This is a genomic window from Halococcus hamelinensis 100A6 (genome assembly GCF_000336675.1).
Classification (GTDB): domain Archaea; phylum Halobacteriota; class Halobacteria; order Halobacteriales; family Halococcaceae; genus Halococcus; species Halococcus hamelinensis.
Genome location: NZ_AOMB01000007.1, coordinates 58,152 through 81,261 on the forward strand (window position 1 = coordinate 58,152; position 23,110 = coordinate 81,261).

General features: G+C 68.3%; 23 protein-coding genes. 14 read left to right on the forward strand and 9 right to left on the reverse strand.

The window, feature by feature from the left end:
* The first annotated feature begins 24 nt into the window (after nucleotides 1-24).
* Entirely contained in the window at nucleotides 25-645 is a 621-nt protein-coding gene (locus tag C447_RS02735) for a histidine phosphatase family protein (RefSeq protein ID WP_007690656.1), read from the forward strand.
* Between the two features lie 4 nt (nucleotides 646-649).
* Here the strand turns inward: C447_RS02735 and C447_RS02740 are convergent, their stop codons facing one another.
* Nucleotides 650-1,321, reverse strand: a complete 672-nt coding sequence (locus C447_RS02740; protein WP_007690658.1) for an HAD family hydrolase — start codon at nucleotides 1,319-1,321, stop codon at nucleotides 650-652.
* 61 nt (nucleotides 1,322-1,382) lie between these two features.
* Nucleotides 1,383-2,231 (reverse strand): ATP-dependent sacrificial sulfur transferase LarE, encoded by an 849-nt coding sequence (gene larE / locus C447_RS02745; RefSeq protein ID WP_007690660.1) that lies wholly within the window; start codon nucleotides 2,229-2,231, stop codon nucleotides 1,383-1,385.
* Nucleotides 2,232-2,315: 84 nt separating this feature from the next.
* Between larE and C447_RS02750 the strand changes: the two genes are divergently transcribed.
* The 5 genes from C447_RS02750 to C447_RS02770 all read left to right on the forward strand — a co-directional run bounded on the left by C447_RS02750 (nucleotide 2,316) and on the right by C447_RS02770 (nucleotide 7,694).
* A complete protein-coding gene (locus tag C447_RS02750; RefSeq protein ID WP_007690662.1) occupies nucleotides 2,316-4,298 on the forward strand; it encodes a P-loop NTPase family protein in 1,983 nt (660 codons plus the stop codon).
* Between the two features lie 475 nt (nucleotides 4,299-4,773).
* Nucleotides 4,774-5,322, forward strand: a complete 549-nt coding sequence (locus C447_RS02755) for a KH domain-containing protein (RefSeq protein ID WP_007690664.1) — start codon at nucleotides 4,774-4,776, stop codon at nucleotides 5,320-5,322.
* Between the two features lie 71 nt (nucleotides 5,323-5,393).
* Nucleotides 5,394-6,404, forward strand: coding sequence for an ATP-binding cassette domain-containing protein (locus C447_RS02760; RefSeq protein ID WP_007690666.1), 1,011 nt, complete (start codon nucleotides 5,394-5,396; stop codon nucleotides 6,402-6,404).
* Nucleotides 6,401-7,327 (forward strand): ABC transporter permease, encoded by a 927-nt coding sequence (locus tag C447_RS02765; protein WP_007690667.1) that lies wholly within the window; start codon nucleotides 6,401-6,403, stop codon nucleotides 7,325-7,327. The genes C447_RS02760 and C447_RS02765 overlap by 4 nt, the downstream gene beginning before the upstream one ends.
* A 49-nt stretch (nucleotides 7,328-7,376) precedes the next feature.
* Nucleotides 7,377-7,694, forward strand: a complete 318-nt coding sequence (locus C447_RS02770; protein ID WP_007690668.1) for a hypothetical protein — start codon at nucleotides 7,377-7,379, stop codon at nucleotides 7,692-7,694.
* Here the strand turns inward: C447_RS02770 and C447_RS02775 are convergent.
* On the reverse strand, nucleotides 7,682-8,500 hold the full coding sequence (locus C447_RS02775; RefSeq protein WP_007690669.1) for an MBL fold metallo-hydrolase: 819 nt from the start codon (nucleotides 8,498-8,500) through the stop codon (nucleotides 7,682-7,684). The genes C447_RS02770 and C447_RS02775 overlap by 13 nt on opposite strands.
* 1 nt (nucleotide 8,501) lies before the next feature.
* Entirely contained in the window at nucleotides 8,502-9,851 is a 1,350-nt protein-coding gene (locus tag C447_RS02780) for an ATP-binding protein (protein WP_007690671.1), read from the reverse strand.
* A gap of 123 nt (nucleotides 9,852-9,974) precedes the next feature.
* On the opposite strand from C447_RS02780, the gene C447_RS02785 reads away from it, so the two are divergent.
* Nucleotides 9,975-11,114 (forward strand): thiolase family protein, encoded by a 1,140-nt coding sequence (locus C447_RS02785; protein ID WP_007690673.1) that lies wholly within the window; start codon nucleotides 9,975-9,977, stop codon nucleotides 11,112-11,114.
* 80 nt (nucleotides 11,115-11,194) lie between these two features.
* Here the strand turns inward: C447_RS02785 and panB are convergent, their stop codons facing one another.
* Nucleotides 11,195-12,001, reverse strand: a complete 807-nt coding sequence (gene panB / locus C447_RS02790; protein ID WP_007690675.1) for a 3-methyl-2-oxobutanoate hydroxymethyltransferase — start codon at nucleotides 11,999-12,001, stop codon at nucleotides 11,195-11,197.
* An 88-nt stretch (nucleotides 12,002-12,089) separates the two neighbouring features.
* Here panB and C447_RS02795 point away from each other — a divergent pair, with 88 nt between their 5' ends.
* Entirely contained in the window at nucleotides 12,090-12,323 is a 234-nt protein-coding gene (locus C447_RS02795) for a DUF5822 domain-containing protein (protein ID WP_007690676.1), read from the forward strand.
* A 1-nt stretch (nucleotide 12,324) separates the two neighbouring features.
* Here the strand turns inward: C447_RS02795 and C447_RS02800 are convergent, their stop codons facing one another.
* The 3 genes from C447_RS02800 to C447_RS02810 are packed head-to-tail and all read right to left on the reverse strand — an operon-like array spanning nucleotide 12,325 to nucleotide 14,606.
* Entirely contained in the window at nucleotides 12,325-12,900 is a 576-nt protein-coding gene (locus C447_RS02800; RefSeq protein ID WP_007690678.1) for an HAD family hydrolase, read from the reverse strand.
* Nucleotides 12,897-14,045, reverse strand: coding sequence for an acyl-CoA dehydrogenase family protein (locus C447_RS02805; protein ID WP_007690685.1), 1,149 nt, complete (start codon nucleotides 14,043-14,045; stop codon nucleotides 12,897-12,899). Before C447_RS02805 ends, C447_RS02800 begins: the two co-directional genes overlap by 4 nt.
* A gap of 42 nt (nucleotides 14,046-14,087) precedes the next feature.
* Nucleotides 14,088-14,606 (reverse strand): helix-turn-helix domain-containing protein, encoded by a 519-nt coding sequence (locus C447_RS02810; protein WP_007690687.1) that lies wholly within the window; start codon nucleotides 14,604-14,606, stop codon nucleotides 14,088-14,090.
* A gap of 76 nt (nucleotides 14,607-14,682) precedes the next feature.
* On the opposite strand from C447_RS02810, the gene C447_RS02815 reads away from it, so the two are divergent.
* The 5 genes from C447_RS02815 to C447_RS18030 all read left to right on the forward strand — a co-directional run bounded on the left by C447_RS02815 (nucleotide 14,683) and on the right by C447_RS18030 (nucleotide 18,833).
* Nucleotides 14,683-15,309, forward strand: coding sequence for a uracil-DNA glycosylase (locus C447_RS02815; protein ID WP_007690689.1), 627 nt, complete (start codon nucleotides 14,683-14,685; stop codon nucleotides 15,307-15,309).
* A gap of 36 nt (nucleotides 15,310-15,345) precedes the next feature.
* Nucleotides 15,346-15,999 carry an imidazole glycerol phosphate synthase subunit HisH gene (hisH, locus tag C447_RS02820; RefSeq protein WP_007690691.1) on the forward strand — a complete coding sequence of 218 codons (654 nt, stop codon included), beginning with the start codon at nucleotides 15,346-15,348 and terminating at the stop codon, nucleotides 15,997-15,999.
* Nucleotides 16,000-16,078: 79 nt separating this feature from the next.
* Nucleotides 16,079-17,026: a cation diffusion facilitator family transporter gene (locus tag C447_RS02825; RefSeq protein WP_007690692.1), complete on the forward strand. Its 948-nt coding sequence runs from the start codon at nucleotides 16,079-16,081 to the stop codon at nucleotides 17,024-17,026.
* A 64-nt stretch (nucleotides 17,027-17,090) separates the two neighbouring features.
* Nucleotides 17,091-18,038, forward strand: a complete 948-nt coding sequence (locus C447_RS02830; RefSeq protein WP_007690693.1) for a cation diffusion facilitator family transporter — start codon at nucleotides 17,091-17,093, stop codon at nucleotides 18,036-18,038.
* Between the two features lie 636 nt (nucleotides 18,039-18,674).
* Nucleotides 18,675-18,833 carry a DUF7563 family protein gene (locus tag C447_RS18030; protein WP_007690694.1) on the forward strand — a complete coding sequence of 53 codons (159 nt, stop codon included), beginning with the start codon at nucleotides 18,675-18,677 and terminating at the stop codon, nucleotides 18,831-18,833.
* A 3-nt stretch (nucleotides 18,834-18,836) separates the two neighbouring features.
* On the opposite strand, the gene glmM is transcribed toward C447_RS18030, so the two are convergent.
* Nucleotides 18,837-20,159, reverse strand: a complete 1,323-nt coding sequence (gene glmM, locus C447_RS02840; RefSeq protein WP_007690695.1) for a phosphoglucosamine mutase — start codon at nucleotides 20,157-20,159, stop codon at nucleotides 18,837-18,839.
* 152 nt (nucleotides 20,160-20,311) lie between these two features.
* Here glmM and C447_RS02845 point away from each other — a divergent pair, with 152 nt between their 5' ends.
* A complete protein-coding gene (locus C447_RS02845; RefSeq protein WP_007690698.1) occupies nucleotides 20,312-22,759 on the forward strand; it encodes an Ig-like domain-containing protein in 2,448 nt (815 codons plus the stop codon).
* Nucleotides 22,760-23,110 lie beyond the last annotated feature (351 nt).

Genomic DNA, 23,110 nt, shown 5'->3' on the forward strand with positions numbered 1-23,110 from the left:
TTCGATCGCCCGTCCCATCCCCGCATGACCACCGTCGTCTGCCTCCGCCACGGCGAAACCGACTGGAACGCGACCCGCCGGCTCCAGGGCTGGGCTCCCACCCCGCTGAACGACCGCGGCCGCGAACAGGCCGCCGCGGCGGGAGCCCACCTCGCCGCGAGCTACGACGTCGACCGGCTGCTCGCCTCCGACCTCCGGCGAACTCGCGAGACCGCCACCGTCCTCCACGAGTCGGGGGTCGAACCCGCCCCCGTCTTCGAGTCGACCTGGCGCGAACGGGACTTCGGGGTCTATCAGGGCCTCACCTACGACGAGATGTTCTCGGAGTATCCCGAGTTCGCGGTCGGGCGGTCGGGCGAGTCCGCGCTCGCGCTGACCCCCGAGCGCGGCGAGAGCCTGCTCGACCTCCGCGAGCGCGTGGTCGATGGGTTCGACCGCCTGCTCGCCGATTCGGGAGCCGACGAAACGGTCCTGGTCGTCACCCACGGCGGGGTGCTCTACGCCCTCGTCAGCCACCTCACGGACACCGACTTCGTGACGGTCGTCGACGAGGGCGGACAGGGCAACTGCGCCGTCAACGAGTTTCGAGCGGTGGACGATGGGGTCGAAGCGGTCCGGACGAACGACACGAGCTATCGGGAGTGAGTTTTCAACTACCGTTCGCGATCCGCCGCACCGCGTGGAGGTCCGCGACCTCGTAGGTCGGCGAGACGGAGAGATCCAGCCCCTCGCGGTGGGGCCGGCGGACGAACGCCGAGTCGACCGCCGCCCGGTCCGCGGCCACGACGTCGCTCTCGCTGTCGCCGACGTAGAGCACCCGGTCGTCGGCCGCGTCAAGGTCCGCCAGCGCGCGCTCGATGTAGTGGGGGTTCGGCTTCCGGCGCGCGAGGTTTCCGATCCCGTTTTCGCGACCGTAGTAGGTCTCGAAGAGGTGTTCGAGGTCGAAGAAATCGAGCACGAACTCGATCGTCGCGTGGTGGTTGTTGCTCACGACGCCGCGCGTTCCCGCGATGTCCGCGATCGCGCTCACGTCGTCGTAGGTCGTCCGCGAGCCGTCCTCGAAGGCGCGCTCCTGGAAACGCTCGTCGTGGCGCTCGCGGGCGTTCCAGACCGCCTCGGGGTCGACGTCGTGGGTCGCCGCGAGGTCGCCGATCCGGTCGGCGCTCGGGTCGGTGACGAGCCCCGCGAGTGCCTCGCGGTCGACGTCCTCTATCCCGAGGTCGTCGAACGCCGCCCGCGCCGCCGCGACCTGGGCGTCGTGCCGGGGCGGCGCGACGAGGATCCCGTCGCTGTCGAACACCACCGCGTCGTATTCGCTCACGTACGGATCGTGCGTCCGCGAGGAAATCGGTGTTCCGGTCCCGGCTATCGTGGGTGGCCGTTCAGTCGGTCGAGGTCGGATACTCGACGTCGAGGTCGAGGTCGTCGTTCGCGGGGCTGACGCTGCCCGTCCGGTAGCCGTCGAGGTCGAGGGTGACGTGGTCGAAACCGATGTCGGTGAGGTGGTCGCGGGCGGCCCGCGCGAAGTCGGGATCGAGCGCGCGCTCCAGTTCGTCGGGCGCGACCTCGATGCGCGCGAGGCCGTCGTGGTCGCGGACCCGGAACTGCTCGAAGCCCCAGGTCCGGAGGAGGGTTTCGGCCCGTTCGACCCGACTGAGGCGCTCTTCGGTGACTTCCAGTCCCGTGGGGATCCGCGAGGAGAGACAGGCCATCGAGGGTTTGTCGGCCACCGAGAGGCCGTAGTCGCGGGCGATCTCGCGGACCTCCTCCTTGGTGATGTCGTGGTCGAGCAGCGGCGAGTAGGCGTCCAACTCCTCGACCGCGCGGAGGCCGGGCCGGTGGCCCTCGCCGGGGTCGGAGGCGTTGGTGCCGTCACAGACCGTCTCGATCCCGCGCTCGCGCGCGGCGTCGAACATCGCCGAGAGCCGCATCGTGCGGCAGTGATAGCACCGCTCGCCGTCGTTCTCGACGAACGCCTGGCTGTCGAGCTCCGAGAACTCGGCGAGCTCGTGGCGGATGCCGATCTCCTCGGCCACGCGTTTCGCGTCGTCGAGCTCCGCTTCGGGCAGCGTCTCGCTTTTGGCGGTACACGCCACCGCACCGTCCCCGAGCGCGTCGTGGGCGAGCGCCGCGACCACGCTCGAGTCCACCCCGCCCGAGAAGGCGACGAGCACGCCGTCGCGCTCGGCGAGCGATTCCCGGACGGCGGCGGCCTTTGCCTCCGTGTTCATGTCCGTTCCTCGTGACGAGTAGCCAAAAACGCGTTGTCCCGCACCCCGGTTGGTTTTTCTCCCCGGCGCGACTCGACGGATGCGATGGAGTTCGAATCCATTGTCGGGGTCGGGGCGAAGACCGCGGAGCGGCTCGCAGCGCTCGACGACCCCGAACGCGCCCTCAGCGAGGGCGACGTCGCGGCGCTCGCGCGCGCACCCGGCATCTCGACCGGCCGGGCGGCCGCCATCGCCCGCGCCGCCATTCGCGACGAACACGACGACGCCGGGGAGTTCCTCGCCACCGACCGCGCCCGCGAGATCTACCGCGACGCCCTCTCGCTCCTCCAGGAACGGGCGGTGACCGACCACGCGGCCCACCGCCTCGAAACCCTCTATCCCACCGGCAGCGAGTCGCGGGTGACGGAGGTCCGCGAGTGGGTCGCGACCGCGATGGAGCGCGAGCCCCGCCAGGACGTACTGGACGCGCTCGACGGGGTCGCACCGCTCGACGACCCCTCTCGGGACCGGATCCGCGATCGCTGTCTCGCGACCGCCGACGCCGAACGCCACGCCGAGGCACAGGACGAGTTCCCCGAGCTCTCGGTCGAGGTCGTCGAGGACGCCCGTGGGCTCGCCGACCTCGCCAAGGGCTACTCGACCGTCATCGCGCTCGACGAAGCCTTCGCCGGCGTCGACATCGCGGGCGACGTTCAGGTCAGACCGGACGCGCTCGAAACCCCGGAAGAGGTGGTCCCCGAGCGCGTGCTCTCCTTTTTCGCCCACAACCGCGAGCGCCTCGAAGCCGCCGCCAGGGTCCACCGCACAACCGACCTCGATCCTCCCGTGGACCTCGCGAGGCTCGACGAGGCGCTCGCGGGCCTCACCGAGGAGGGCACCATCGTCGGCGACGAGGAACTCGATAGACTCGGACGAGCGGTCGACGACCTCGACGCGGCGGTCTCCACAGCCGAAAGCGTCGCCAACGACCGGCTTCGCGAGGCGATCGAGGAGCGCGACGTCACCATCGAGGGCGCGGATCTCCTCTCACTCGTCGAGCAGGGCGCGGGCGTGGACTCGCTGCTCTCGCGCGAACTCGCCGACGAGCACGCCGCCGCCATCGACGCCGCCCGCGACCAGCTCGTTGATTCGCTCCAGCTCGACACCGGCGAGGCCGAACTCGCCACCCGCGCGTTCCCCGAGGAGCCGACGTTCCCGGTCGAGCACGACGAGGGGGTCGTCAACCGCCTCCGCGAGGACCTCACCGCCGCCCGCGACCGCCGGGCGACGCGGCTGAAACGCGACCTCGCGACCGAGTTCGCCGACCTCCAGGCGGGCTGTGACGACCTCGTCGGGGCGGCGCTCTCGCGCGACCGCGAACTCGCGGTGGCGCGCTTCGCCAGCGATTTCGACTGCGTGCTCCCCGAGTTCGGCGGCCGCGGGGTGGCGGTCGAGGGCGGGCGCTCGCCGCTGCTCGACTGCGCCTTCGAGGACGTCGAACCCGTGGACTACGCCGTGGCGGGGCCGACGCTGCTCTCGGGGGTCAACTCCGGGGGGAAGACCTCGACCCTCGACCTCCTCGCGCTCGTCGCGGTGCTCGCTCACATGGGGCTGCCCGTGCCCGCCGACGAGGTCCGGATCGAGCGCTACGAGGCGCTCCACTACCAGGCCAAGACCCAGGGCACCCTCGACGCGGGCGCGTTCGAGGCCACCCTCCGGGAGTTCGGCGAGCTCGTCTCGGGCGGGCGGAAACGACTGGTGCTGGTCGACGAACTAGAGAGCATCACCGAACCCGGCGCGTCGGCGGTCATTATAGCTGGTATCCTCGAAGCGCTCGACGGCGAGACCACGGGGGTGTTCGTCTCCCACCTCGCCGGCGAGATACGCGAGGCCGCCGGGTTCGAGGTTCCCGTCGACGGCATCGAGGCCGTCGGCCTCGTCGACGGCGAACTCGAGGTCGAGCGCTCGCCGAAGAAGGACAGCCTCGCGCGCTCGACGCCCGAACTCATCGTCGAGAAGCTCGCGACCGAGGACGCGACGGACGAGAACGAGGTCTTCTACGAACGGCTGCTGGAGAAGTTCGAGTAGCCCACTCGCTCGCATACTCGTTTCGCGTCTCGATTCCGTTCGGAGTCTCGGTTTCGTTTGTTCACTCATTAGCCGATCCGACGACGGCAATACCCGACGAAACCGAGGGACCGCTACCGTCCCGCACCGCCCCGTACTGGCCACGAACCTCCCGCACCCACCTTTTTCTTCGTCGGGGGAACCTCCCACAGGGAGGCGACCACTCCTCGAAAAACCTGTCCTCGTGAGGGAAGCGAACGAAGCCGTTTCGAACCACGTCTTCCGGCGGACGAAGAGGGGCGCTCGCTCCCTCCGGTGCTCATCCCTCGCACGCCGATTCGCGTCGAGACTCACTTCGTTCGTCCCGACGCGAGCGCGCGCCGTCCATGGCGGTACCACGCCCGCTCGCCGGCTGGCGATAGTCATCGAGCACGTCTTGAACCTCCTGTCTCGTCCGCTGCGAAGAATTGAAACCCGTCTATTCCGTAGCGGGCGCATGCAACACGTGACGATTCCGCAGGACCGTATCGGCGTGCTGATCGGCGAGGGCGGCGCGACGATGCGCGAGATCGAGGAGGAGGCCGAGATCCGGCTCGATATCGACTCCGAGACGGGCTCGGTCGGCGTCGAGACCGTCGGCGACCCGGTCCAGGGGCTCAAGGGCCCCGATATCGTGAAGGCCATCGGCCGTGGTTTCGCGCCCGACGAGGCGCTGACCCTGCTCGACGACGACGTGATGACCCTCCAGGTCGTCGACGTCGAGTCCGCGACCAGGAACAAGAACGACCTCACGCGGCAGAAGGGCCGGCTGATCGGCGAGAACGGTCGGACCCGCCAGCTGATGGAGGAGCTCTCGGGGGCCTCGGTCGTGATCTACGGCACGACGGTGGGGATCATCGGTCTCCCGCAGGCCGTCGAGGTGGTCCGCAACGCGGTCGAGATGATCCTCGACGGCGCGCCCCACGGCGCGGTCTACTCCTACCTCGAACGCAAACACAACGAGCTCAAGAACCCCGGCATGGAGTACCACCAGTTCACCGGTTGATCCGACCCCGGCACGTCTTCCGCACGCGGGACCGGCGCGGCTCTTAAACCACTGCCTGTCATTCGGTTCGCATGAGCGCGATCGATGCCGAGAACGTCGTCGTCACCTACGCCGACGGCACCGAGGCGGTCCGCGGGGTGGACCTCACCGTCCCCGAGGGCGAGTTCTTCGGCTTTCTCGGACCCAACGGCGCGGGCAAGACCACGACGATCAAGACGTTTACCACGCTCTTGCGCCCGACCGGCGGCACCATCCACGTCAACGGCTTCGACGTGCTGAACGAGGCCCAGTCGGTCCGCGAATCCATCGGCTACATGGCCCAGCACACCAGCGTCGACGAGGAGCTCACCGCGCGCGAGAACGTCAAGTTCGCCTGCGAGGCCTACGGCGTCCCGCGCGCCGAACGCGCCGACCGGATCGGCGAACTCCTCGACCTCGTGGATCTGGCCGACGTCGCCGACAAGGAGGCGAGCGAGTTCTCGGGCGGGATGAAAAAGCGCCTCGACGTGGCGACCGCGCTGGTCCACGAACCGCCGCTGGTCTTCCTCGACGAACCGACGACGGGGCTGGACCCGAAGGCACGGATCCGCCTCTGGGAGTACTTCCGGGAGATAAACCGCCAGGGGACGACGGTGTTCCTCACGACCCAGTACCTCGAGGAGGCCGACGAGCTCTGTGACCGGCTCTCGGTGATTCAAGACGGGGAGATCGTCGCCACCGACGCGCCCGACACGCTCAAATCCCAGGTCGGCGGCGACGTGCTGGAGGTCACCATCGAGGAGCCCAGTGACGACCGAAAGGAACGCGCTCGCGAGGTAGCCCACGAGTCCGGGCTGTTCGCCGACGGCACGATCGAGACCACCGAGGACGGCCTCTCGGTCGCCGCCGAGAACGCCCGACGGGCGGGGACCGACCTCCTGGTGGCACTTCGGGACGCGAGTTTCACCGTGACCGGCTTCGACATCCGCTCGCCGACGCTCGACGACGTCTTCCTCGCCATCACCGGCGAACCCACGGACGAGGAGAGTGAGGCGGGGTCGAATGCCGAGGCCGAACCCGTCGCGTCGGGGGCCGCCCGATGACCGCGGCGGACGGCTCGGTCGAGGCCGAGACGGGAACCGGAGCCGGAAGCACCCCTCGAACCACCCACTCCAACGGCTTCCTCACGGACGTCTGGATCAACCTCAAACGCTGGATCGTCAAGACCACCCGCAACCCGTTCGTGATCTTCGGCTCGCTGATCCAGCCGATCCTCTTCCTCGTGCTCTTCACCTCCGTCTTCGGCCAGGTCACCGGCGGCGCGCTGACCCAAGCGCTCGGCGAGGACGTGAGCTACGTCACCTACCTCGTGCCGGCGATCGTGATCCAGTCGGCGCTGGTGGCGGCCGCCGGTTCCGGGATCGGGCTGGTCGACGACATGGAGAACGGGATGTTCGAGAAGGTCCTCGTCTCGCCGATCAACCGCGGCGCGATGTTCCTCGGGAAGGCGCTCTCGGAGGTCGTCCGGATCGTGATCCAGACGTTCATCATCCTCGGGCTCGGTTACGTCCTCGTCTGGCTCGACACCGGTGGTTCGATCGGGAGCTACATCCGAACCGGCTTCCTCGGTGCGGTCGGGGTCGTCGTCGTGGCGGTGGTCTTCGCGATCTGGTTCACCGCCTTCTCGAACATCGTCGCGCTCGTGACCCGCGACCAGGAGTCGACGATCATCGGCGCGAATCTCCTCCAGTTCCCCCTCCTCTTCGTGTCGAGCGCGTTCCTCCCGGTGAGCGTCCTCCCCGGATGGGTCCGGACCCTCGCGACGGTCAACCCGATCACCTACGGCGTCGACGCCGCCCGGGTCCTGATGCTCGGCGAGAACGTCCCCTCGGTGCTCGACATCACTACGTTCGGCGGGATCTGGGACGTCCTGATCCCGGCGCTCGCCATCCTGCTCGCGCTCGACCTCGTGCTCGGCGCGATAGCGGTCAGGTCCCTGAACCGGGCGTCGAGTTCGGCGACGTAGCGAGCGCCGCCAGCCGTAATTCATACTGTGCCCGCTGCGAAACGATGGTATGAATCGAGAGCGTCGGTTTCGCCTCGCGTTCGTCGCGATGGCCGTAGTCGGCATCCTTGGAGCGGGCGCTGGCACGTGGTTGGAGATGGGGGTCGAATTCGTGGCGTTCTGCGTTGTGGTCGGCGTCGGTGCGCTCGCGATTCTCGTCCGCGGCGAGTCGTCGGTCGCACCGGTCACGTTCTCGGTCGGGCTGTTCGCGGTCGTTCTCGCGGTCGGCTATGGCGTCCGTGATACCCTCACCGGCGCGTCGTTCGCCGTGCTTGCGGCAGTCGCTATCGCACGGGACTCACAGTACTACCGTGCCTACAATACGTAACGTTCGCCGTCGACCGCGAGCGGCTCCTCGAACGCCTCGTCGGCGGGGTAGAAGTGGGCGGTGTGAACCAGTCTCGTCTCGCTCGCGTCGAGTTCGTCGGCCAGCGCTAGCGCGCCCTCGCGGGTCATGTGTTTGGTGGCGAACGTACGGGGGATCCCGCTTTCGTCGTAGTGGTCGCCGCCGGCGGGGTGGCCCTCGCACATCGAGGCGGGGACGATCGCCTCCGCAAGCAAGAGGTCGGGATCGGCGAGGCGTGCGCGCGACTCCGCGGGGATCCCGAAGTTGGTGTCGCCGGTGACCGAGAGCTTCGCGTCCGCGGATTCGATCACGACGCCGTAACAGACGAGCGGCGGGTGTTCGACCGGCACCAGCGTCACCGAGAGGCCACAGACCTCGAACGACTCGAAGGGGGTGCGGCCGTGGAGCGTGACCCGGTCGAGGTAGTCGTACCGGTCGGCCACGCCCTCGGCGACGCTCTCGCCCGTCTTCGGGTCGGTCTCGTTCGCGGCGTAGACGGGGAGGTCCGAGAACACCCGGAAGGCGTTGCCGAGGCCGTCGACGTGGTCGAAGTGGATGTGGGTTATCAGGGCGGCGTCGGGGAGCGCGACGTCGTTCGTGAGGAACTGGTGTCGGAAATCCGGGCTACAGTCGATCAGGAGCGACTCGTCCGTTCGCTCGTTGCGGACGTGGACCGAGAACCGACTCCGCTCGACGCCGCGCTCGCGGGCCGCCGTGCAGGTCTCGCAGTCACAGCCCACCGTCGGGGTCCCGGTGGTGTCGCCGGTCCCGAGCAGCGTGACCTCCATCTCAGTGGTCGTGGTCGTGATGGCTGTGGTCGTGGTCGTCGTGACCGCCGCCGTCGGCGCTGATGTCGCCGCCGGCCACGAGCGCGTCGTGGTCGCCCTCGATCATGTCGAGGTCCTTCAGGCTGTCGCGCTCCTCGAAGTCCTGGACGGCGGCTTCGAGGTCGGCCTGGGTCAGCGCGGTGCGCTCCTCGGTCAGCGCGTCGAGCACCGCCTCGCGGAGCACGAGCCTGAGGTCGCTCCCGGTGAGACCCTCGGTGTCGTCGGCGAGCGCGTCGGGGTCGAAGTCCTCGATCTCCATCTCCTGGGTGATGATCCGGAGGATGTCCGAGCGCATCAGCGAGTCGGGCTTCGGGAAGTTCACGATCTCGTCGAAGCGCCGCCACGCCGCCGCGTCGAGCTGGTCGGGGTGGTTGGTCGCGCCGATCAACAGCACCTCGTCGTTGATCAGGCTGATCTCGTCGATCGACTTCAGGAGGGTGTTGACCGCGCGCTTGAGCGCGACGTGTTCGTCCGAGTTCCTGGTCTTGGCGACGAAGTCGAACTCGTCGATGAAGAGGATACACGGCGAGAGGCGTTTGGCGACCTCGAAGGTCTTCTCGACGTTCTTGGCCGTCTCGCCGAGATACTGGCTCGTCACCATCGAGAGTTTGACCTCGACGAAGGGGAGGTCGAGTTCGTGGGCGAGCGCACGCGAGGTCGTGGTCTTGCCCGTTCCCGGCGGCCCCACGTAGAGGAGTTTCCCGATCTCGCGGAGGCCGATCTGGGCGAGGTAGTCGCGGTGTTCGATCGCCTTCATTATCTTCTGGATCTCGTTCTTCTGGTCCGCGGTCAACACGAGGTCGTCGAGGGTCATCTCGACCTCCTCGGGCGCACGGATCTCCACGAGGTCAAGCATCTCCTCGTCCTCCTCGTCGTCGAAGTACTCCTCCAGCAGGCTGTCGATCCAGACGCGGTCGGCGTGCATGGGCCGGTTCGCCTCGCGGGCGGTCTCGTAGTCGACCCCGTCGACGTCGACCGCCGCCGCGAGCGTCGGGTTCGCCAGCAGCCGGTCGGCGTCGGCGCGGTCGGCGAACCACTCGGTCGCCATCTCGTGTTCGGTGAGGGTGATCGAACCCGCGAAGTCGTCGTGGTCGGTGAACATCAGCCCCGAGACCGCCCCCCACGGGTCGCCGACGCCGGTGGCCTCGCGGGCGTTGGTCTCGTTCGCGGTGAGCGGTCGCTCGATCCCGCCGCCGTCCCAGAGCGCGCGCCGGTAGGCGGGCGGGAGGTCGTCGGGGTCGCGGTCACGGTCGTTGTTGTAGAGATGCGTCGTGAGCAGAAATTCGACGACGTCAAGTTCCGAGCTGCTCATTCCGGGCCGTTAGACGTTCCGAACGAATAAGACCGTCGAAGCAGGGCGCGGGTCGCGTAAACCCCGATGAAAGAACGGCGAGTTTAGGTGGGATTTAACCGGATTCGGCCCCGAAACGGAGGTATGGCCGATACCACTCCGGTGGTCGTGGCGGCGTATCGAACGGCCCAGGGCAAGGAGGACGGCGTGTTCTCGGCGGTCCGGAGCGAGGACCTCTCGATCCCGCTGATCAACGAGATCCTCGCCGAGACGGGACTGGCGGGTGAGGACATCGATGACCTGATGTGGGGCTGTGCCCAGCAGCGCGGCGAACAGGGCAACAACGTCGCGCGGATCATCTCGTTGCTCTCGGATCTGGGCGAATCGGTCCCCGCGACGACGATCAACCGCTGGTGTGCCTCCTCGGCGCAGTCGATCATCTCGGCCTCGGACGCGGTCCGGGCGGGCCAGCGCGACGCCGTCCTCGCGGGCGGCGTCGAGAACATGAGCCGGGTGGAACAGGGGGCGAACCGGCAGAACATCCATCCCCGCCTCGCCGAGGAGCACAACATCGCCGCCCTCTCGATGGGGATGACCGCGGAGGAGGTCGCCGAGCGCTACGACGTGAGCCGGGAGGCACAGGACGAGTACGCCGCGCGATCCCAACAGCGTGCGGTCGAGGCCACCGAGGAGGGCCGCTTCGACGACCAGATCGTCCCCGTCGACAACGGCGAGGAGACGATCGACACCGACGAGGGACTCCGGCCGGGGACCACACCGGAGGTGCTCGCCGACCTCCCCACGGTGTTCAAATCCGAGGGCACGGTGACGCCGGGCAACGCCTCGCAGATCTCCGACGGCGCGGCGGCGACGCTGATCACGAGCCGCGAGTTCGCCGACGACCACGGGCTGGAGGTACTCGCCGAGGTCGGGGGCAACAACGTCGCGGGCGTCGAACCCGAGGTGATGGGTATCGGTCCCGTGCCCGCCACGCGGGGACTGCTCGACCGCGTCGGCCGGGATATCGACGACTACGGGCTAGTCGAACTCAACGAGGCGTTCGCCTCCCAGACCCTCTACAGCCAGCGCGAACTCGGTATCGACGACGAGAAGTTCAACGTCAACGGCGGCGCGATCGCGATCGGTCACCCGCTCGGGGCGAGCGGCGCGCGCCTCCCCGTGACGCTGATCCACGAGATGAACCGGAGAGGGGTCGACCGCGGGATCGCCACCGAGTGCGTCGGCTTCGGTCAGGGCGCGGCGATCGAGTTCTCGCGGCCGTAACCGAGCCGCCCCTCGTCGTTCGACCGTTCGAACCGACCACCCACCGTTTCTTCGCGATACGACAGCGCTCCCGGCGGGTTTCAGTAGAGGTCGTCGAGGTCGGCCTCGACGTGGCTGTGCTTCTCGGCCGGGAACGCGCCGGTCTCGACGGCCTCGACGTACGCCGACAGCGCGCTGTCCATCTCGCTCTTGACGTCGCCGAACGCCTCGGCGAACGGCGGCAGGCGGTCGCTGAGCCCGAGAACATCGTTCACCACGAGCACCTGGCCGTCGCAGTCGGGCCCCGCACCGATGCCGATCGTCGGGATGTCGATCGCCTCGGTGACCTGGGCCGCGAGGTTCGCGGGGACGTGTTCGAGCACCAGCGCGAACGCGCCCGCATCGGCGTGGGCGGTCGCGAGGTCGGCGATCTCGCTGGCGGCCTCCTCGGACGTTCCCTGGCGGGCGTAGCCGAGCTGGTTGACCTTCTGCGGGGTGAGCCCGAGGTGGGCCATCACCGGGATCCCCACCGCCGCGAGCCGTTCGGTGAGCTCCACGGTGTGCGGGCCGCTCTCGAGTTTGACGGCGTGGGCGTTCGCCTCCTTCATCATCCGGCCCGCGTTCTCGATGCTCTCGGCCTCGCTCACCCCGAAGCTCAGGAAGGGCATATCGGCGATCACGAGCGTCTCGTCGGTCGCGCGGGCGACCGCGGCGGTTCGGGAGGCGACCTCCGCGACCGTCACGGGGATGGTCGAGTCGTAGCCGAGCGCCGCGTTGCCCATGCTGTCGCCGACCAGCACCGCGTCGACCCCCGCCGTCTCGCAGGCCGCCGCGGTCGGCGCGTCGTAGGCGGTCACCATCGTGAGCGGCGCGTCGCCCGACCGGAACTCCCTGACTGTCGTCGGCATGGCGGATCCTCCACCCGCCGCCGGGGTAAACGTATCCAAACCGGCCCGATCGGACGGGTTTATGCGCTCGCGGTCCGATGGACCCCCAGTGCCCGAACTCGTCGAGACCAGCGACCCCGAGGGGGTCGACTACGGCTGGGTGATGCAGACCACCTTCGTGCTCACCATCGTGGTCGGCGCGCCCATCGTGGCGGCGCTCTCGGTCGGCACCCCGCTCGCCTCCTGGGAGTCGCGGGTCTCCTTCGCGGTCCGGGTCGGCGCGGTCGTCTGGGTGCTCGTCGCGCTCGCGGTCTATGGCTACGCCCGCCGGTTGAGTACGTGAGTCAGAGGGTCGTCGGCCCGTCGCCGACGTAGGCGAATCGCGTGCCGGCGCGGTCGGCGGTCGTCTCGTCGCTCGACGAGTCCCCGACGAACAGCGTCCGCTCGGTGCGCGCACCGAGCCCCTCGACCGCCGCCAGCAGCGGTTCGGGTGCGGGTTTTCGCTCGGCAACCGAGTCGCGGCCGACGACGGTCCCGATGGAGCCGCCGAGGTCGTGGGTGTCGAGCGCGATCCGGCAGGCCGCCTCGCAGTTGAGCGAGCAGACCGCCGTCGGCAGCCCGTGGTCGATGTCGTCGGCGAGCGGGAGTCGGGTCGAGGCGTGTGCGCCGTCACGTTCGGCGGCCGCGATCAGCGATCCCACCTCGGGGATCCCGGCCGCTTCGGCCTCGTCGAGCAGTTCCCACGCGTCGCGGTCGCCGGGTTCGATGCCGGACTCCCGGAGTACGGCCTGTATCTCGATTTCGAGTTCGACCCAGTCGACCGCGAGGCGAACCAGCGTTCCATCGAGGTCGTAGACGACCGCCTCGACGTCCGCCGGGATCTCGACGGTGCCTGGATCGGCCGAGCGCTCGTCCGTCATCGGTCGAGGACCTCGCGGGCGATGACGTCCTTCTGGATCTCCGAAGTCCCCTCGTAGATCGGCAGGATCTTCGCGTCGCGGTAGAGCCGTTCGACCCCGCCCTCCGTGGTGTAACCGTAGCCGCCGTGGATCTGGACGGCTTCGTTCGCGACCGAGACGGCCGTCTCGCTCGCGGCGTACTTCGCCATGCTCGCGGCCTCGCGGTAGTCCTCGCCGGCGTCGGCCCGCCGCGCCGCGTCCCGCACGAGGAGCCGTGCGGCCTGGGTGTCGGTCCGCATCTCGGCGAGTTTGTGGCGGATCGTCTGTATGTCGCCGATGGGACCGCCGAACTGCTCGCGCTCGCCGGCGTACGCGACCGACTCGTCGAGGGCGTGCTGGGCGAGGCCGACGGCCTGGGAAGCGATGGCGATCCGGCCCCCGGTCAGGATCGAGAGCGCCGCCGAGAGCCCGCGTCCCACCTCCGTGAGTCGGTTCTCGGCCGGTATCCGAGCGTCGTCGAAGGTCAGCGTGGTGGTGTCGCTCGCCCGGAGACCGAGCTTGTCCTCCTTCTTCCCGACGCTGAGGCCGTCGGTGTCCTTCGGCACCACGAACTGCGTGATGGTGCTATCGTCGTCGCGGTCGGTCTTCGCGAAGAGGATCACCACGCCCGAGCGCTCGCCGTTTGTGATCCACTGCTTCTCGCCGTCGACGACGTACTCCTCGACCTCGCCGTCGGATCCCTCGACGGGTTTCGCTTGTGTCGTCATCGCTGCGGGGTTCGACCCGGCGTGGGGTTCCGAGAGCGCGAACGCACCCACCGGTCTTCCGCCACTCATCTCGGGGAGCCAGCGCTCGCGCTGGGTCTCGTCGCCGAACTCCGCGAGGCAGGAGGTGGCGAGACAGTGGACCGAGAGCGCGGTCGCCACCGCGAGGGTCCCGCCCGCGAGCTCCTCGTTCACCAGCGAGTAGGTCACCGAATCCGCGTCGAATCCCCCGTAGGCTTCGGGGGTCGTCAGTCCGGTGAGGTCGAGGTCGGCGAGGTCGTCCCAGACGTCCTCGGGGAACGACTCCTCGCTGTCGGTGCGGGCCGCGAGCGGGCGGATCTCCTCGCGGGCGAACTCCCGGACGGCGTCCCGGATCGCGCGCTGTTCGGCGGTGAGGTTCATACCCTGCCCTCGGCGGCGGGTCGGCAAAAAGCACCCGCTCGGTTACTCGTCGACGAGGCGGACGTCGAGCCGGGATTCGAGCGCCGCCACGACCGACCCGCCGACGCCGGCCCGTGCCGCGCCGCCCTCCTCGACGGCCCGAACGTCGTTCGGGTCGACGTCGAGCTCGTCGGCGAGCTCCTCGACGTCGAGCCCCGCGTCCTCGCGCGCGTCCCGTGTACGCTCGCCGTAGCCAGACACGAGGTAGGGGAGCTGGTCCGACTCGTAGTTGGTTCCCTCCTCCTCCCAGTGTGTGGAGTCACCCATCCCCGCGTCGGCGAAGCGCGCGACGTTCTGGGCCGCGCGCCGGCGGCTGCCCTGTTCGCGCTGGCTCTCGGTGTCGTGGTCGTCGTGGGCCGATTTCCGCCGCTCGGTCGTCGTCTCGCCGTGCGGGACGCAGTCCCGACAGAGCTGGAGTTCGGCCCCCGCGACGGTGGCGGTCGTGAGGTCGCTGGTCTCCGTTCCACAGAGTTCACACGAGTCCCCGCCACCGCTCGAATCGCCGGTGGAGTATTTGGGCATGGCACGATTTGGGGGCCCACGATAATAATCCGTCCGCAAACCGGGCGATTAAACCGCCGCTCCGCGTGTGGGGCGTGTGAGCGCCGACAGCGACGAGGACGAGACGAATGGGCTCGACGTGACGGCCTGTGAGCGCTGTCCCGACCTCTGTGATTCTCGAAATCGGATCGTCAACGGCACCGGGCCCGAGGACGCCGCAGTCGTGTTCGTCGGGGAGGGCCCCGGCGAACAGGAGGACCGCGAGGGCGAGCCGTTCGTGGGCCGGAGCGGCAGCGTGCTCGACGACGCGCTCCGGGACGCGGGCCTCGCGCGACGCGACGTCCGGATCACCAACTGCGTGCGGTGTCGCCCGCCCGAGAACCGCGACCCGCACACCGACGAACTCGACAACTGCCGGGAGTACCTCGAAGCCGAGATCCGCGGGATCGACCCGGAGGTCGTCGTCAGCCTCGGAAAAGTTCCCTCCCAGCACCTCCTCGGGCGCGACGTCGCGGTGACGAAGGAAGCCGGGGAGATCGAGGAGGTCCGGTTCGCCGGCGCGGCCCACCGGGTGCTCGTCTGTGTCCACCCCGCGGCCACCCTCTACGATGCCTCCCAGCAGGAGACCTTTCGACGAACCATCGCGACGGCGGCGGAGTTCGGCGGAGCGGCGGACGCGGGCGGGGAGGGCGGAAGCGGCCAGTCGCGGCTCGATGGGTTTTAGCGCAAACGATTTGCGCCGGCCCCTCGAACCCCGACCGTGAGCCTCGAAGCACAGCGAACCACGGCGGCATCGGTGGTCGTGGTCGATTACGGCCTCGGCAACCTCCGGAGCGTGACGCGCGGCCTCGAACGCGCCGGGGCGGCGGTCGAGATCACCGACGACCCGGACGAGTTCGATGCCGCCGACGGCATCGTCCTCCCCGGTGTGGGCGCGTTCCGGGAGGGCGTCGAGAACGCCGACCCCTACCGCGAACCGTTGCTCGACGCCGCCGAGAGCGAGATTCCGGTGTTCGGGATCTGCCTCGGGATGCAGATGCTCTTGACGACGAGCGAGGAGGCCGACCACGCCGGCGAGGGTGACGTCGAGGGCCTCGACCTGATCCCCGGTCGGAATCGTCGATTCGACGGCGACCTGAAGGTGCCCCACATGGGCTGGAACGAACTCGACACCACGCGGGACCATCCGCTCGTCGAGGGTGTGAATGGCGAACACGCCTACTTCGTCCACTCCTACTACGCCGACCCCGCGGACGAGAACGCGGTGGTCGCCACCACCGACTACGGTCACGACTTCCCGTCCATCGTGGCCGACGAGTCGGGGACGGTCTTCGGCACGCAGTTCCACCCCGAGAAGTCGGGCGAGACCGGCCTCCGGATCCTCCGGAACTTCGTCGACATCTGCGCCGACTGAGTCTCGATCGAAGCGAGGGAGCCGACGCGGCCGGTAGCAGGGCGAAAGAGCCTTTGTGCGGAGGCGCGCGTCACGGACAATGGCCGAGAGCAAGTCCGTCGTCATCGCCGCCCTCATCGCCAACGGTGCCATCGCGATCCTGAAATTCGTCGGCTATCTCCTCACCGGGAGCGCCGCGATGCTCTCGGAGACCTACCAGTCGGTCTCCGATACCGGCAACCAGGTCTTCCTCCTCATCGGGATCCGGTATTCGAAGAAGCGCGCCGACCAGCGACATCCCTTCGGTTACGGCAAGTCACAGTTCTTCTATAGTTTTCTCGTCTCCGTCCTGCTGTTCGGCGTCGCGGGGATCGAAAGCGTGCGGAAGGGCTACGAGACGATCTTCGGCGAGAGCACCTTCCACATCAGCAACGCCACGCTGCCGGTGGTCGGCGTCACGCTCTCTGGCGCACAGATCAGCTACCTCGTGCTGTCGCTCGCGATCCTCTTCGAACTGTACGCGCTGAAGAAGGCCTACACCGAGATCCAGCGTCAGATCGACGACCACGACTGGAGCGGTCTCCGGGAGGCCTTCCGGAAGACCAGCGACGTGACGACGCTGACCGCGCTGACCGAGGACTCGCTCGCGCTCGCCGCGGCGGCGATCGGGATGGTCGGCATCTACCTCACCGAACAGACGGGCAACACGATGTACGACGGGGCCGCCGCGCTCGTGATCGGGATCCTCCTGATGGGCTTTGCGGCTGCGCTCGCCTGGCAGAACAAGCGCCTCCTCCTCGGCGAGAGCCTCCCGACCGACGACGAGCGCCGTCTCCGAGAGCTCGTCGCCGACTGGGACGGCGTCGACCGGATCGTCGACTTCAAAACGGTGTACTTCGGTCCGGAGGAGGTCATCCTCGCCGCCGACGTGGCGTTCGACCGCGACCTCGATACCACCACGATCGACGACCGCATCAGCGCCATCAACGACGCGCTCATGGAGACCAACCCGCAGATCCGCAACGCGTACATCGAGCCCGAGGCGTAGCGCGCTTCAGGTCGGCCATCCCCGCTACGAAAGAGACTTTTGACGAAAGCGCGCGTCACGAGTCATGGCAGAAAGCAGGTCCGTCGTTATCGCCGCCCTCGTCGCCAACGGTGCCATCGCTATCCTGAAGTTCGTCGGCTTTCTCATCACCGGGAGCGCCGCGATGCTCTCGGAGACCTACCACTCGATCTCCGACACCGGCAACCAGATCTTCCTCCTCATCGGGATCCGCTACGCCGGCAAGGACGCCGACCGCCAGCACCCGTTCGGCTACGGGAAGGCCCAGTTCTTCTACAGCTTCCTGGTGTCGGTGCTCCTGTTCGGCATCGCGGGCTGGGAGAGCGCGCGCCACGGCTACGACGCCATCGTGCATCCCCACGCACCCGGCGAGGGCACCGCCGTCCTCCCGCTGGTCGGGGTCGAGATCCCCGGCGTCTGGGTCAACTACGTCGTCCTCATCGGCGCGATCCTCTTCGAAGCCTACGCCCTCCGGAAGGCCTACCTCGAGATGAACCGCCAGCGCGAGGAGCACGGCTGGGAGAGCTTCCGCGAGGCCTTCCGGAAGACCAGCGACGTCACCACCCTCACCGCCTTCACCGAGGACACCATCGCCGTCAGCGGCGCGGGCATCGCGCTCTTCGGGGTCTACCTCTCGCGGGTGACCGGCAACCCGATCTACGACGCCGTCTCCGCGCTCCTCATCGGCCTCCTCCTGATGGGCTTCGCGATCGCGCTCGCCTGGGAGAACAAGCGCCTCCTCCTCGGCGAGAGCCTGCCCGCGAACGAGGAACGCGAACTCCGGCGGGTGGTCGCGGGCTGGGAGGGCGTCGACCGTATCGAGGACTTCAGAACCGTCTACTTCGGTCCCGAGGAGGTCATCGTGACTGGCGACGTCGAGTTCGACCCCCACCTCGACACCGGGACGATCGACGAACGGATCACCGAGATCGAAGAGCGGCTTCTCGAAACCAACCCCCAAGTGCGGAAGATCTACATCGAGCCCGAGGCCTAGACACCCACCTCTCGCACCCCACCTTTTGCTGCGCTCGGTCGCTCGCTGACACTCGCTCCTTCACTGGCAAAATGTGGATCGAAAGCCTCCTCCTTCCTTTCAGTCAGTCGTCGGCCCGCTCGTTCGGCCTCCGGCCTCACTCACGGTACAAGGACTAACTCCTCCGCTACCGCCCCGCTACCGCAACCGCCCCGCGACGGCCACGAGCCTCCCCAGCCGACTGCGCTCCTCGCTCCCTGCGGTCGCTTCACTCCGGTGCTCATCCGCTGGCAGAGCAAAGTCGTTCGGGAGAGCGAAGCTCTCCCGTGATCGTCAAAAGAGTCTCCGACTCTTTTGGACCTCGCGGAGCTTCGCTCCGCTCAGTGACGAAAATCGGAGATTTTCNGATTTTCGAACCACCTCCCGGTGGTCGGCCACGCCTCGCTCCCCGTTCGCATCGAGGTTCTCGCTTCGCTCGAACCTCGTCGCTCACGCACGACCGCGAGCGCGCGCCACAGCATCCGCACCGTCTCCGCACCGCATCGACCGTCGCCGAAAAGTATCGTTTTCGCGAGGGTTTCGAGAGCGGTGCGGTGGACGGGCGGTACGGGCGGGGAGACCGTCGTCTATATAACGGGTGCCACACAATCACAGCCCATGCCGGAATGCCAAAACTGTGGTGCGTTCGTGACGGCGGCCTATGCGCGAGTGTTCACCCCGAGCGGCATCGACGAACCACGCGTCTGTCCCCAGTGTGAAGACAAGATCCGCGACGGGGCGAAGGTCAGACAGGCGCGCTCGACGCGGCGGAGCTAAGGCTCATTCTCGGCGGGCGTCCTCGACGAACCCGCTCGCCGTCTCGAAGGCGGACGTACAGGCCTCCTGGCTACGGGCCTCGGCGGTGATCCGAACCAGCGGCTGGGTTCCGCTCGCCCGAATCAGGAACCAGCCCTCGTCGAGGTCGGCCCGAACGCCGTCGAGGGTTCGCACCTCCTCGAACGCCTCGTTCACGCGCTCCGCGACCCGGTCCATCACCCCGCTCTTGTCGGCGACCTCGACGCTCTCGCGTGCTATCGGGTAGGTCTCTATCTCGGCGACCCGGTCGGCCAGCGGGCGCTCGGCGGCGAGCTCGGCCAGCCGACAGGCCGCGAGCGGGCCGTCGGGACACAGCGTCTGGTTCGGCCAGATCCACGCGCCGGAGGGTTCGCCACCGAAGACGACGTCGGGGTCGGTGGCCCGTTCGGCGACGAAGCCGTCGCCCACGCGGGTGTAGGTCACCGTGGCCCCGAGGGGCGCGAGCGCGTCCGCGACCGCGAGGCTGGTATCGACGGGCGCGGCGACCTCGGGGTTCTCGACCTCGCTCTCGCGGACCGCCTCGCACGCGAACAGCGCGAGGAGCACGTCGCCCGAGAGGTACTCGCCTTCGCCCGTCACGCCACGGAGCCGGTCGGCGTCGCCGTCGTGGGCGATCCCGAGGTCGGCGTCGGTGGTCTCGACCAGCGCACGGAGCGACTCGCAGTTCTCGGCCGTCGGTTCGGAGGGCCGGCCCGGAAACGCGCCGTCGGGCTGGGCGTTGAGGGTCTCGACCTCGCAGCCGAGCGCGGTGAGGGCGGCCACACTGACCCCACCCGCGCCGTTCCCGAGGTCGACGACCACCGAGGGCGGGTCGTCGATCGGGACCGCTTCGCGAAGCGTCTCGACGTGGCGCTCGCCCGCGTCGATCTCGATTCGGTCACCGAGGTCGTCCCAATCCGCCGGCTCGAAGGCCTCCTCACGGATGCGCCCGGCGATGCGGTCCTGGTCCTCGCCCGTGAAGGCTTGCCCGCTGGGCTGCCAGAGCTTGAGGCCGTTGTCGGGCGCGGGGTTGTGGCTCGCGGTCACCGAGACGCCGGCGTCGGCGTCGTGCCAGCCGACCGCGCGCGCGACGGTCGGGGTGGCGGCGAGGCCCGCGTCGAGGACGTCGGTACCCGACTCGCGCAGCCCCGCCGTCAGTGCGTCGACCAGGAGCAACCCGCTCTCGCGTGGGTCGCGCCCCACCACGACGCGGTCGGAATCGATCCCGAGTGCGCGCCCGAGCGCGAGCGCGAGCTCCGCGGTGACCTCGCTCCCGACCGGCCCGCGAATGCCGCTGGTGCCGAACATACCGGGCGAACGCGCGACCCGACCAAAAAAACGCCGCCTGATGGACGCCTACGGGGATCGCCGGGCAGCCACCTAGTCTACGTTCGGGAACGTTTCACAGACGACCGGCCACGGGGAACCATTATATACACCGTCTTTGTCTTCGACATAACATGAAATTTCAGTTACGATCGGGACGATCGATAGCTATCCTCGCCGTCGCGGTCGCGATGGTCGTCGCCGTCGGCGCGCTCGCCGGCGGCGTCACCGGCCAGACGAGCGGCACGACGCAGGCCCCCGACCTCCAGTCGGTCGGAGACTTCGAGTACGACGCCGGCAACGACACGACGAACGTGACGTTCAGCTTCGACGAGGAGGTTGACCTCACGAGCAGCGGCGGGAACTTCAGGCTCGTCCCGACCGACGGCGGGACGGACATCGGCGGACAGAACGTCGGCGGCAACGGGACGGCGAACCTCTCGGTCGAGTACAGCGGGCAGGTGACCGAGAGCGACGTCGCCCGCGGCGTGGTACAGCAGAACACCGTCAGAGTGGCGGGTGAGGGCGACGAGACGAACAACCCGACCCAGGCGGCCGACGTCTCGAACGACGGCAACTCCGCCGACCCGGACCTCGTGAACGTCACCGTCAACGAGAGCACCAACAGCCTGATCTACGCCTTCGACGAACCCGTCTCCGTCGAGAGCGACAGCGGGTTCGAAGCCTACGCCGAGAACGCGACGACGATGGGCGGCAGCGTGGCGACCGACTCGCTCACGACTCCGACGCTGGTGAGCGTCACGTTCGACCAGTACGATGTCTCCGAAGTCGTCGGCGCGGCGGTGACCGAGGGAACGGTCTCGAACGCGAGCGATAGCAACCGGACGAACTCGCTCGACGGGGTGACCGTGAGCGACGAGTCCCCGCCCGCGTTCAGCAAGTGCGGCGGAAGCGGCACGGACGACACCGGCGACGCCGGCAACGCGAGCGGGCCGACGCAAGCGCCCGACCTCGTGGGGATAGACAACGTCACCTACCGACAGAACCCCGAGGACACCAACTGCCAGACCCTCGTCGAGTTCGACTTCGACGAGCCGGTGAACACCCAGGGCGGCGCGGGCAACTTCCAGCTGGTTCCGATCGACGGGGGCCAGACCTACGACGGTAACAACGAGATCGTCGGAGAGAGGACGAACACCACCTCCCTCACGGTGCCGTTCGACGGCCGGATCGACCCCTCGACCATCGCGCGCGGGTTCGTCGACGCCAACACCGTCCGGACGATGGGCGAGAACGATTCGACCCTCAACCCGAAGCAGGCCGCGGACCTCAACAACGACGGTAACACCGCGAACCCCGACCTGGTGAGCATCACCCGGAGCAGCGCCCCGGACGGCGCGTTGCTCTACGAGTTCGACGAAGAGGTCGGCGAGGTGGGCGACACCAGCGGGTTCAACTTCTACGACGGCACCGGGACCGAGACCGACGCTCAGGAAGTCGCGACGACCGACGACCCCACGACCCTCTCGGTCTCCTTCGAGGAGGGGGCTAACGTCTCGACCACCGCGGTCGGCGGCTCGGTCGATGCGAACGCGGTCGTCGGAACGGACACCACCCGCGAGGACGGCGACGTCAACCAGCCCGACGAGGTGGAGATCACCGGGAACGAATCGATCCAGTGTGGGAACGCGACGACCGTCGAGAACGGCTCCGGGCCGACCGCCGCGCCCGACCTCGAAGCCATCGACGGCTTCTGCACCGGGAATCTGGCCTCGATCAACGGCCAGCAGACGTTCGTGAACTTCACCTTCGACCAGCCGGTCGACATCCGGGGTGGCGCGGGCAACTTCCAGCTCGTGCCGGTCGACAGCACGGACTTCGAGAACCAGCTCTTCGACGGCCAGGGTGAGGTCGTCGCAGGCAACGGGACGAAGACCGTGACCGTGGCGTTCGCCGAGAACGTCACCCAATCGGACGTCGCCCGCGGCTTCGTCGATGCCGACACGGTGGCTGCGCTCGACGGTCAGAGCCCGCCGACGAACCCGAAGCAGGCGGCCGACGTCTCGAACGACGGCAACACCGCGAACCCGGACCTGGTGTCGGTTTCGCCGGGCGGCACGGACCAACTCCGCTTCGAGTTCGACGAGGAGATCACAGAACCCGGTGACACCAGCGGCTTCAACTTCTACGACGCCAACGGCACCGAGGTCGACGCCCAGAACCTGAATCGGACGAACGACTCGTCGGTCATCTCGGTCTACTTCGAGCCCCAGGCCAACGTCTCCGAGAACGCGGTCGGTGGCTCGGTCGACGCGAACGCCGTGGTCGGAACCGAGACGACGAGGGAGGACGGCGACGTGAACCAGCCCGACGAGGTCGAACTCGACGGGAGCAGTGGTCCCGCGCCGGTCGGCAGCGCGACGGACCCGCCGACGGATCCCGACGGCGATGGGAAGTACGAGGACGTCAACGGCGATGGGAGCCTGACGCAGGCCGACGCGCAGGTGCTCTTCGCCAACCTCGATTCGCTCCAGGGGGACAGCGCGTTCGACTTCGACGACGACGGTAGCGTGACGCGGGCCGACGCCCAGGCGCTCTACGACGAGTGGGCGGACAACTGAGAGACACAGTATCAATGACTTCGAAAACACACGGATGGCGGAGGTCCCTTGGCAGTATCGCGCTCGCCCTGCTGGTGCTTCTTTCGGCAGGAGCGGCGCTCACGTTCACGGCCAGCGCGGCCGGCGACACGACGGTAACGCTCTCGCCGACCGAACAGAGCGTCGAATCGGACGAGACGACCACCTACGCGGTCGTCGTCGAGAACACCGATGAGGGTATCGGGAGCAGCGAGGCCAGTGTGTCGATCGACGACCCATCGGTCGGGTCGATAACGAACGTCTCGATCGCGGGCACTCCCGCGAACAGCGACGTCGATATCGCCGAGGATGGCTCCACGGCGTCGTTCAACG